10 protein-coding genes are annotated in these 11,025 nt (G+C 48.4%); all 10 read left to right on the top strand.

From position 1 onward, the window contains the following. The coding region (locus tag Q7V48_08295; protein ID MDO9210735.1) for an amino acid--tRNA ligase-related protein at window positions 1-765 on the top strand (765 nt) is incomplete at its 5' end. A 95-nt stretch (window positions 766-860) separates the two neighbouring features. After that, entirely contained in the window at window positions 861-2,093 is a 1,233-nt protein-coding gene (locus tag Q7V48_08290; GenBank protein MDO9210734.1) for a lipoprotein-releasing ABC transporter permease subunit, read from the top strand. A 36-nt stretch (window positions 2,094-2,129) separates the two neighbouring features. Continuing rightward, window positions 2,130-3,323, top strand: a complete 1,194-nt coding sequence (locus Q7V48_08285; protein ID MDO9210733.1) for a cyclic nucleotide-binding domain-containing protein — start codon at window positions 2,130-2,132, stop codon at window positions 3,321-3,323. Between the two features lie 47 nt (window positions 3,324-3,370). After that, window positions 3,371-4,030, top strand: a complete 660-nt coding sequence (locus tag Q7V48_08280) for an ABC transporter ATP-binding protein (protein ID MDO9210732.1) — start codon at window positions 3,371-3,373, stop codon at window positions 4,028-4,030. Between the two features lie 114 nt (window positions 4,031-4,144). Beyond that, window positions 4,145-6,811 (top strand): outer membrane protein assembly factor BamA, encoded by a 2,667-nt coding sequence (bamA, locus tag Q7V48_08275; GenBank protein MDO9210731.1) that lies wholly within the window; start codon window positions 4,145-4,147, stop codon window positions 6,809-6,811. A 218-nt stretch (window positions 6,812-7,029) separates the two neighbouring features. Beyond that, window positions 7,030-7,554 (top strand): OmpH family outer membrane protein, encoded by a 525-nt coding sequence (locus tag Q7V48_08270; GenBank protein ID MDO9210730.1) that lies wholly within the window; start codon window positions 7,030-7,032, stop codon window positions 7,552-7,554. 20 nt (window positions 7,555-7,574) lie between these two features. Beyond that, on the top strand, window positions 7,575-8,612 hold the full coding sequence (gene lpxD, locus Q7V48_08265) for a UDP-3-O-(3-hydroxymyristoyl)glucosamine N-acyltransferase (protein ID MDO9210729.1): 1,038 nt from the start codon (window positions 7,575-7,577) through the stop codon (window positions 8,610-8,612). A gap of 127 nt (window positions 8,613-8,739) precedes the next feature. Continuing rightward, entirely contained in the window at window positions 8,740-9,513 is a 774-nt protein-coding gene (gene lpxA, locus Q7V48_08260; protein ID MDO9210728.1) for an acyl-ACP--UDP-N-acetylglucosamine O-acyltransferase, read from the top strand. Continuing rightward, complete coding sequence (gene lpxI / locus Q7V48_08255; GenBank protein MDO9210727.1) at window positions 9,510-10,313, top strand: UDP-2,3-diacylglucosamine diphosphatase LpxI; 804 nt, start codon at window positions 9,510-9,512, stop codon at window positions 10,311-10,313. Before lpxA ends, lpxI begins: the two co-directional genes overlap by 4 nt. A gap of 43 nt (window positions 10,314-10,356) precedes the next feature. After that, window positions 10,357-11,025: Gfo/Idh/MocA family oxidoreductase (locus Q7V48_08250; GenBank protein MDO9210726.1), on the top strand; the 669-nt coding region annotated here is incomplete at its 3' end.

Genomic DNA, 11,025 nt, shown 5'->3' with positions numbered 1-11,025 from the left:
CGGGTGTTCGAGATCAACCGGAACTTTCGCAACGAAGGCCTATCAACTCAACACAACCCGGAATTCACCATGCTGGAATTTTATCAGGCTTATGCCACCCATTGGGACTTGATGGAGATGTCTGAAATCATGTTTTCCTCCTTAGCCCAGGAACTCAAGGGGAGTATGGTTTTAGAATATCAAGGCACCCATCTTGATTTTACCCCTCCCTGGAAGCGCCTCACCCTCCATCAGGGTTTATTGATGTATGGAGAGCTAAAGGAAGAAGACCTGAGAGATCCGGGAAAAATTTTTCCTTACGGGAGAAAGCTGGGAATGGAGCTTACGGGAAATGAGCCTCTGGGAAAGGTTTGGGTCGACCTCTTTGAGAAAGTCGTAGAGCCTCATTTGGTTCAACCCACTTTTGTCATCGAATACCCGATCGAGGATTCCCCTTTGGCCCGAAGAAATGAACAGCATCCAGAGATGGTGGACCGTTTCGAGCTATATATCTTCGGCCGCGAGATCGCCAACGCTTTTTCAGAACTCAATGACCCGCTGGACCAGCGGGAAAGGTTCAGGGAACAGGCCAAAGCCAAGGACGGAAGGGAAGAAGGGTTCGGCTTGGTCGATGAGGATTTCCTCCGGGCTCTGGAGTATGGAATGCCTCCGGCCGCTGGCGAGGGAATTGGCATTGATCGTTTAGCCATGATTTTTACCAATTCAGCTTCCATCCGTGATGTGATCTTCTTCCCTCAGCTGCGCCCAGATAACCCAGGGAAATGATTCGTAGCAGCCATTGGCTTTTAGGAAAACGGAACGAAATAAAAAAATTGAGCCGATCCCTGATCGGCTGATTGCTGGATCTAAAGTGGTTGATTATGCGGTATGAACTTTACATAAGTCTTCGGTACCTAAAAGCCAAAAGGAAACAAATCTTCATTTCATTGATCACCATCCTATCCATGGCCGGCGTCGCTCTGGGGGTAATGGCTTTGGTAATCGTTCTCTCGGTCATGAGCGGTTTTGTGGAAGATCTGAAAACCAAAATTCTGGGAACCAACGCCCACCTGGTCATTATGCAACACGGGTCTCCCCTGCGCGATTATAAGGAAATTATCCGGAAAGTGCAGGGAGTGGAAGGAATTGTAGCTACCACCCCCTTCATTTTTAGCCAGGCCATGCTTACCTCGGAGACAAATGCCCACGGAATTGTTCTCAGGGGAATAGACCCGGATACAGCCGGGCGAGTCATCAATATCCAGGAAACCCTTAAAAAAGGTTCGTTAAATGACCTGAAGAAAGAGGAAGACTCCACCGGCCAACCCGGAATCTTCATCGGGAAAGAACTCGCTCAAAATCTGGGAGTCCTGCCCGATGACACCGTGGTGGTGGTATCCCCCCTGGGTGTTCTTGCCCCCATGGGGGGCAGTCCCCCGATGAAAAAATTTCGCGTCACCGGCATTTTTGACTCCGGGATGTACGAATACGACACCTCCTTAGCCTATATTTCTCTCAAAAGCGCCCAAAAATTCCTGGCCATGGGAGATACGGTTTCGGGGGTAGAAGTCAAAGTCAAAGATATCTATGCTGTGAAAAAAATAGCCCAGAGAATTCAGAAAGAGCTGGGTTTCCCGTTTTGGACCAAAGACTGGATGCAGATGAACAAAAGCCTTTTTGCCGCTCTGAAATTAGAGAGGACAGTGATGTTTATTATCCTGGTCCTCATCGTCTTGGTAGCCGCCTTCGGGATCGTGAGCTCGCTGATCATGGTCGTAATGGAAAAAAACAAGGATATTGCAGTTTTGAAGTCCATGGGAGCGACGGGGAAATCGATTATGCGAATATTTATTTTTGAAGGCTTGATTATCGGCGTAGTGGGAACTATCGTGGGCCTCATTGCGGGTTATACCATTTGCGTTCTCCTCGCCCAATACCAGTTCATCTCTCTTCCTAGCGATATCTATTATATTTCTCACCTTCCGGTGAAGATGAATATAATTGATTTCTTCCTGGTCGCTTTTTCGGCGATTGGCATTAGTTTTCTGGCTACCCTTTATCCTTCCTGGGAGGCAGCCAAACTCGACCCAGCAGAGGCCTTACGCTATGAATAGAAGAATAGCTAACTTTTCCCACTAAAGGAGGACGAAATGGCTGGATTTTTAGATAGCTTGTTTTCCGGGGGGAAGTATGAAAAAGAATTGAAAGATTTGCAGAAAAAAGTAACTCAAGAGCCGAAGAATTTTTACCTACTGGTCAAAATCGGTGACCTATTGGAAAAAATTGGGAAACGGGCCGAAGCCCTGGAGGCTTACCGGAATGCCTCCGGAAAATATTCTCAGAACGGGTTTCTGGTCCAGGCAATCGCCGTGAATAAAGTCATCCTGCGGTTGGATCCTTCTCAATCCACAATCCACGATCAATTAGCCGAACTCTACGCCAAAAAGGAAATGGCCGCAGAAGAAAAAATTGAACGGAAAGCCTTACCAGAGGGCGCGATACAAGAGATACCGGTAGTCCCACTTTTTTCAGACCTGAAGAAGGAAGAATTGGCCAGGGTGATAGAGAAAATTCAGGCCAAACAATATGCGCGAGGTGCAGCGGTTTGTCAGGAAGGGGATTCCGGAGATTCGATTTTCATCGTCAGCCATGGAAAAGTAGGGATATTCCGGGTCAATGCCAGCGGAGCGAAGATCTTTATTACGGAACTGAAAGAAGGGGACTTTTTTGGAGAGTTTGGATTTTTCTCCAACTCCCGGCGGACGGCTACTGTGGAGGCCGTTGTAGATACCGAAGTCTTAGAAATCACCAAGCAGGATTTAGAAGAGATAATTCATGAATTTCCCAGTGTATCCGCAGTGTTATTCAAATTTTACAAAGAACGGGTTTTAGATTCCCTCCTGGCCACCTCCTCTTTGTTTCGTTCCTTCCCCCCCCAAGAGCGCAAGCAAATCTTAGGCAAGTTTAACATGGAAGTATTTCCCGTAGGAGCAACAGTCCTGGAGGAAGGGGCTCCGGGTGATTCCTTATATATTATAAAAACAGGGCAGGTGGAAGTTTTCACGGTGGATGTCCAAGGGGCTCCCTTGACGCTGGCCCAACTACAAGAAGGAGATTTTTTCGGAGAGATTTCTTTGCTAACAGGGCGGCCGCGTACAGCCTCGGTAAAAGTATTGCAGGCGGCTGAGTTGCTGCGCTTGGCGAAGAATGATTTCGATCAAATCATCGAAAGCCATCCCGAAGTAAAGCAAATCCTGGAAAATTCCCTTCTCCTTCGTCTGGAAAATAAAATGAAAGCGTTGGGGGTTTTCCGGGATAGCCCGGCAAAGGAGGGTCTGGTCTGATTCCATTCCCAAAGGTAGGAAGCCAACCGCTCTTCCAAGTCCAAGGACTGAAAAAATCTTTTATCTTCGGGAAGAGCGGGAAAATTATCGAAGTCCTGAAAGGGATCGATCTCACCATTACGGCCGGGGAAATGTTGGCGATCGAGGGAGCTTCCGGCGCGGGCAAGAGTACTTTGTTACACATTCTGGGGGCCTTGGATCGCCCCACAGAAGGAAAAGTCTATTTTCAAGACCTGGATCTTTTGGATCAGAGCGAAACGGATTTAGCCGAAATCCGCAACCGCTACATCGGATTTGTCTTTCAATTTCATCACCTGCTTCCGGAATTTACCGCTCTGGAAAATACGATCATGCCTGGGTTGATTCAAGGAATGGGCCATAAAGATGCGGTCCAAAGCGGAGAAAGAATCTTGGTCCAATTGGGGTTAGGGGATCGCTTGCTGCACAAGCCCGGCGAGCTCTCCGGAGGAGAACAACAACGGGTTGCGGTAGCCAGAGCCTTGATGATGAATCCACAAGTAATTTTGGCTGATGAACCAACAGGAAACCTGGATTCCAAAACAGGGGAAGAAGTGCATAACCTTTTGGTACATATCAACCGCGAACAAGGAATTACGATTATCGTCGTTACTCATAACCCCGCATTGGCCGTTAGGATGAACCGCCGGGTCCTCTTAGTAGACGGGAAGCTGCATGAGAACAGCTGATCCCTCTTGGGGGAATTAGCCACAGGCGGAAGGGGGAGGCCATGGATCTCCCGGCGAACGATGCAAGAAAAATGGAGAACTTGGCCCGAGGGCTGAGGGGGAAAACGGATATTAATGGGCACGCGAGTTCTGGCCGGTGTATTTTTTTGTCTTCTGATGTATACCGCTTTCCTGACTGGCCAAGCCAGAGGGCAAGAATTGGTAAAGATCGGCATCCTTCCCTTCCGAATTTATGCTGCCGATCAAGAAAAGGTCGAGGGTTGGTCGCAACAAGTGGTCCAGGCCCTCTCCAAAGAACTGGCCAAAGATGAGCGAATCATTGTGGTGGAGGAAAAGAAAATTCAGGAGATTTTGGCCCGGATTGGACGGTTAGAGACTACTGAACAGGTGGCTCGTGAAATCGGGGCTAAAATCGATGCCGATTACATCGTTGTCGGGTCGGTTACCCGGGTAAATGGATCTGTAAGCTTGGATGCTCGCATCCTGGACATTCACCAACAAAAGATAACAGCTTCGGTTTTTACAGCGGGAAGAGGGGAAGAAAGCCTGGAATCAATGGCTAGCCGGTTGAGCCGGGAAGTAAATCTTAAAATATTGAAGAAAGAAATCATTTTCAAGGTTTTCATCGAAGGAAATAATGCCATTGAAGAAAGTGCCATCCGGGCCCAGATTAAAAGTAAAGACGGAGATTTTTTCTCTTCTCAAGCCGTGCGCGAAGATTTGAAGTATATTTACGAAATGGGATACTTCCGAGACGTCCGGGCGGAGAAGCGCGATTGGGATCGAGGGAAAGCTATTGTTTTCATCGTGGAAGAGAAACCGGTAATTAAAGAAATTCAATTTAGCGGCAACAAAGCCCTCAAGACAAGCGAACTCCAAGAAGTCATAGATCTTAAACCGCGGACCGTCCTCAACCTGAACACGGTAAAAGAAAACATCAATAAAATCTTGCAAAAATATCGCGATGAAGCCTATTACGCCGCGGAAGTACAATATGAATTAGAGACTCCCAAAAAAGGCGAAGTGATCGTCCATTTTAAAATCCAAGAGAATAAAAAGATCCGCATTAAGACCATCAAATTTTCCGGTAATCTCCATTTTACGGACGGAAAATTGAAAAAACTCCTATCGGATACCATGGAGAAGGGGTTTTTTTCTTGGCTGACCAAGTCGGGGACGTATAAAGAAGAAATTTTAGAGAAGGACCTGGATGCCATTTTGGGTTTTTATCTTCAGAAGGGGTTCTATCTAGTCAAGGTGGGCAAACCCCAGGTGACTCACGACCAACAAGATATCCATATTGTGATTCCAATCGAAGAGGGTCGCCAGTTCAAAGTGGCTAAGGTGGATATGCAAGGGGATTTGATCGATCCCAAGGAAGATTTGTTCAAGTTAGTTAATATTCATGTGGGTGAGATTCTCAACCGCAATAAAGTACGAGAGACTGTTTCTCAGCTTACCGATCATTACGCCGATAAGGGTTATGCCTTTGTAGACATCAGTCCCCATACCGTAATCAATCAAGAAAATGACTGGGTGGACTTGACTTTCGAAATCCAGCCGAGAAGTAAAGTTTATTTCGAGCGAATCAGCATCACGGGGAATACCAAGACCCGCGACAAAGTTATCCGCCGGGAACTCCAGGCAGCGGAAGGAGAATTGTTTGGTCTAAGCGCCTTGAAGAAGAGTCGGGAAAACCTGGACCTTTTAGGGTATTTCAAAGCAGTCAATATTAGCACCAAGAAAGGAAGTGCCGACGATAAACTGGACATAAACGTACAGGTAGAAGAAGGACCCACAGGTATGCTTAGCGTGGGAGGTGGGTATAGCTCCATAGACAAACTCATGGCCATGATTCAAATTTCTCAGCGGAACCTTTTTGGCCGCGGGCAAAGATTGTCTTTTTCGGCCCAATTTGGTTCCCTCGCGCAGTATTACAATTTATCCTTCACCGAACCCTGGCTCTTCGACACCCGCATTTCGGCAGGAGCTGACCTTTACAGCACCCTGCGAGAATATGACGATTATACGGTCAAAAAAACAGGTGGAGGAATCCGTTTGGGATTCCCATTGCTTGAGGAAGTGCGAGGGTATACTTCCTACAAGTATGAAGAAGTTGATATCAGCAACGTGAAAGAGACTTCTTCCATCCTTATCCGGGAACAGGTAGGAATATCCACCACCAGCAGCATGACCCTTTCTTTACGCCGGGATGCTCGTGATCATTATCTTGATCCCAGCAAAGGCTCGGACAACACGATCTCTTTGGAATATGCCGGAGGCCCTTTGGGGGGAAGCAATTTCTTCACCAGATACTCCGCCTATTCCGCTTGGTTCTTTACCCCCTTCTGGAAGATGACCTTCATGGGGCGGGGCCGAATTGGGTACCTCCAGGGCAATGAGGGGCATACGATTCCTTTGTATGAGCGCTATCGCTTGGGGGGAATTCATACCATTCGCGGGTTCAAAGCCTACACGATCGGCCCCAAAGCTCCCAATGGAGAAGTCATCGGGGGCGACAAAGAATTGCTCTTCAACTTTGAGGCGATCTTTCCTTTGATAACGTCGATCAAGCTGAAAGGGGTTGTTTTCTTCGATGCGGGGAATGCCTTCGACATAGGGGAACCTTACAGGATGGATAAATTGCGGACCAGTGCCGGGGTAGGAATCCGCTGGATCTCTCCGGTTGGCCCCCTGAGGTTAGAATGGGGTTACAACCTAAGTCCTAAAGAAGATGAGCGGCGGCATGGGTGGGATTTCGCTATCGGGACGTTTTTTTAGACCGGGGATTGATGATCTCGTAAAAAGTCATCAGGATTGAAAGACTGAAGGAATGGGGTATGCTTATTTCCATTTCTCTTTTTCAGGTTTGTGGTAAAAATTTTGGTAAAGTAAAAACTTTTATGAAAAACAAGAGAAAGTATGAAACCACAGAGAACGCAGCGAAATCCTCTGTGGTTAGATTTTGACAATATTAAATTATTTTCAAGGAGAGAAGAATGAAGAAGGTTGGGATTTTATTTTTGTCATGGGGACTCCTGATGGTTTTTACTTCGCTCACTTTTGCGGTTGAGCCGTTAAAAATTGCCTATGTCGATATGCAGAAGGCCTTGAATTATTGCGAAGCCGGTAAAGAAGCAAAACGGCAAATGACCCTGGAAGTGGAAAAAATGCAAAAAGTATTTGCCGGAAAGCAAAAGGAGCTGGAGAAAATCAAAGTTGACCTGGAGAAACGGGGATCCGTCCTGAGTGAAAATGTGCGCCGGGAAAAGGACCGCGATTACCAGACGAAATTGCGCGACCTGCAACGTTTGCAGAAGGATTACGAGGACGATCTGCGCAGGAAAGACCGGGAATTTACGGAGCGTATCCTGAAAAACGTGGAGGTGATTATCAAGCAAATGGGTGAAGAAGGAAAATATACCGTCATCCTGGAAAAAAATCAACCGACCATCCTCTTCATTTCCAACTCCCTGGATTTGACTGAAGAAGTGATTAAGCGGATAGACCAGAAACAGAAATGAGCGGCACTAAAAGAGATACCATGAAGAAAGCTACGCTGGAAGAATTGGCAACATTAGTGGGGGGTACGGTCGAGGGCGACGGCACTCTGGAAATCACGGGCATGGCCAGCCTCGAGGAGGCCAAAGAAGGAGAAATCAGCTTTCTGGCCGAGCTTAAATCCATTCCCCGATTGGAAAAAACGAGAGCTTCAGCCGTGATTGTACCTTCATCTCTCCCTTCTTTCCCCAAACCGTTAATTCGCACCCCGAATCCTTATCTGGCCTATGCCAAGATCCAGGCTTTTTTCTCTTTTCAAACCCCATTTCCCAAAGGGATCGATCCTCGTTCCCATATCGGCCGAGACGTAAAAATTGGACGAGATGTTTCCATTTACCCTTTTGTCTCCATCGGCAATGGAAGCCAGATTGATGACCGGGTCGTTCTCTATCCCGGGGTTTATCTCGGCGAATCGGTCCGGGTCGGAGAGGGAACGGCCCTTTACCCGAATGTAGTAGTGATGGATCGCTGTATCATCGGCAAGCGGGTGATCGTCCATGCGGGAACCATCATTGGCAGCGACGGGTTCGGTTTCGCCCGGGATGGATTCCGCTATGTAAAGATTCCTCAGGTGGGCATTGTGCAAGTGGACGATGAGGTGGAAATCGGAGCCAACTGCGCAGTCGATCGGGCCGCCATGGGTAAGACCTGGATTAAAAGGGGGGTAAAGACCGACAACCTGATCCAAATTGGGCATAATGTAACCGTAGGGGAAGATACGATTATCGTGGCCCAGGTAGGTATTGCAGGAAGTACAAAGATAGGCAATCGCGTGGCTTTGGGGGGACAGGTCGGGGTAGTCGGACATATCACGATCGGCGATGGGGTGATGGTCGGAGGGCAATCGGGTGTTGCCCAAGACGTGGCGCCGGGCCAAGTGATATCTGGGACTCTAGCTTTTCCCCATCGGGAATGGCTAAGGGCCCAAGCTGTTTTCCAAAAACTGCCGGAAATGAAGCGAGCTTTGGCGGCTCTGGAAAAAAAGATCAAGACTCTCGAAGAAAAAATTGGCAAAGAATAAAACGAGACAAAGAAAAGAAAAATCTTTTTGGACGCCGATTAAAACAGATTATCAAGATTTTTTTAGAGAATCTTTTTCTGCGATTATCGGCGAAAATCTGCGTCCTAATTGCTTTAAGGAGTAAACCTTGGATATTCATCCCACAGCAATCGTTCATCCCCGGGCAACTATTGCTCCCGGCGTAAAAATTGGGGCCTATAGCCTAATAGGCGAAAACGTGCGCATTGGGAAGGATACTGTGATTGATTCCCATGTGGTTGTGGAAGGGTGGACCGAAGTGGGAGAACGGTGCCACCTATTTCCCTTCGTTTCCATTGGAACGGCACCCCAACACATGCGCTATCGAGGGGAACCCACTCGGGTGACCATTGGGAATGAAAACGTTATTCGAGAATTTGTAACTATCCACCGGGCCACGGTTGAAGGAGGGGGAAACACCACACTGGGTCATGGAAATTTTATCATGGCCTATTCGCATATCGCCCATGACTGCAAGGTAGGCAATCAGGTCATTATGGCCAATGCCTCCACCCTGGCTGGCCATATCGACGTAGAGGACTTTGCCATTGTGGGGGGACTCGTGGCTATCCATCAGTTCGTGCGGGTGGGGTGCTATGCTATTATTGGAGGCGCTTCCGGCGTCCCCAAAGACATTCCTCCCTACATGTGCGCGGCGGGAAACCGGGCTAAACTTTTCGGGTTAAACACGGTGGGGTTGAAGAGGCATCGTTTTTCCGAAGCGACCCTCTTTGCTTTAAAACAGGCGTATCGAATTCTTTTCCGTTCGCATTTAATTCTGAACAAGGCCATAGAAAAAGTTGAAACTGACGTTCCCCGCCTGCCAGAAATCACGCATTTGTTGGATTTTCTAAAAAGTTCGAAACGGGGCGTCTGTCGATGAAGCCAACCATCGGCCTCATTGCCGGAAACGGTAAACTTCCTATTCTTCTGGCCAAAAGTATGCGAGCGGCAGGTCACCGGGTAGTGGCCATCGGACATCTGGGCGAAACCCAGAAAAAGTTACGATACCATGTCGATACCCTTCATTGGGTTCCAATCGGTGCCCTGGGTAAAATTATTGACCTACTTTTGCAAGAAGGGGCCCAAAGCGCGATTTTCGCGGGTGGGATCTCCAAGCGGCATTTCTTTTCCCGCGCCCAGCCCGATCTGCGAGCGATCAAGATATTAGGCCAGCTTCCAGACAAGAAGGATGATGCCATTTTACGAGCCGTTACGAAGGAGATCGAAAGCGAAGGAATCAAAGTGGAAAGTCCGATTGCCTTTTTGCAGGAAAGCATGGCTCCGAGAGGCTGCTGGACCGATAGAAAACCCACAGAACGGGAAAAGCGCGATATCGAGTTTGGATGGAGGATTGCCAAAAAGGTGGGTCGCCTTGACCTGGGCCAGAGCATAGTGGTGAAAGACCAGATGGTCCTCGCTGTCGAAGCCATCGAGGGAACGGACGAAGCCATCCGCCGGGGCGGAAAATTGGGGAAGGGGGATGTCGTCGTGATTAAAGTCGTCAAACCCCAACAAGATCTTAGACTGGATCTGCCCGTAATTGGCCTGGCAACCATTGGCACTTTAAAAAAGGCCGGAGCCACTGCTTTGGCGGTAGATGCCCAAAAAACGATTGTCATCGATATCGAGAAGGTCATTCGCGAAGCAAATAAGAATCATTTTTGCCTGATAGGAATTTAAAAGCAGAATGTCGTCGTCTTCCCAAAGCAAACTGAGGGTGGGAGTGGTCGGAATCGGGTACCTGGGCAAATTCCATGTGGAAAAATATGCCCAAATCCCCGGAGTGGAAATTGCGGGCCTCGTCGACCTAAACCTGGAAAGAGCCAAAGTATGGGCTGAGAAAGTAAGCGCCCCAGCCTTTGACGATCATCGTCGACTTTTAGGGAGAGTGGACGCAGTAAGTGTGGTGGTACCAACAGACCAACACTATCGCGTGGCCAAAGACTTCTTACAAAACGGAAGCGATGTGTTGCTGGAAAAACCAATATCATCAACCCTTGGGGAAGCCGAAGATCTAATTGCCACCGCCCAAAAACATGGGCGCCTTTTGCAAGTGGGACATTTAGAAAGGTTCAACCCAGCCATCCTCGCTGCCCGGGAAAGGATTCGAACTCCTCTTTTTATCGAATCCCACCGCCTAACCCCATTTCGCGACCGGGGCACAGAGGTGGATGTGGTGTTGGACTTGATGATTCACGACTTGGACATCATCCACAGCTTCGTACATGCTCCGGTCGAGCAAATCCACGCCGTCGGCGTACCCGTTCTCACGGATAAGGTGGACATTGCCAGTGTCCGGGTCCAATTTGCGAGCGGGTGTGTGGCCAATATCACTGCCAGCCGGATTTCCCTCGAAGATCAGCGGCGCATCCGTTTTTTTCAGCCGGACACC

It is taken from the genome of Deltaproteobacteria bacterium (assembly GCA_030654105.1).
GTDB lineage: Bacteria > Desulfobacterota > SM23-61 > SM23-61 > SM23-61 > JAHJQK01.
Note: the sequence above shows the minus strand (reverse complement) of the source record. Positions and strands in the feature narration are given on the sequence as shown.

Excerpts from the sequence above, each read along its gene's own strand:
- bamA (MDO9210731.1), top strand. The coding sequence starts at position 4,145 with ATGGGCACGCGAGTTCTGGCCGGTGTATTTTTTTGTCTTCTGATGTAT.
- Q7V48_08285 (MDO9210733.1), top strand. The coding sequence starts at position 2,130 with ATGGCTGGATTTTTAGATAGCTTGTTTTCCGGGGGGAAGTATGAAAAA.
- Q7V48_08290 (MDO9210734.1), top strand. The coding sequence starts at position 861 with ATGCGGTATGAACTTTACATAAGTCTTCGGTACCTAAAAGCCAAAAGG.
- lpxI (MDO9210727.1), top strand. The coding sequence starts at position 9,510 with ATGAAGCCAACCATCGGCCTCATTGCCGGAAACGGTAAACTTCCTATT.
- Q7V48_08270 (MDO9210730.1), top strand. The coding sequence starts at position 7,030 with ATGAAGAAGGTTGGGATTTTATTTTTGTCATGGGGACTCCTGATGGTT.
- lpxD (MDO9210729.1), top strand. The coding sequence starts at position 7,575 with ATGAAGAAAGCTACGCTGGAAGAATTGGCAACATTAGTGGGGGGTACG.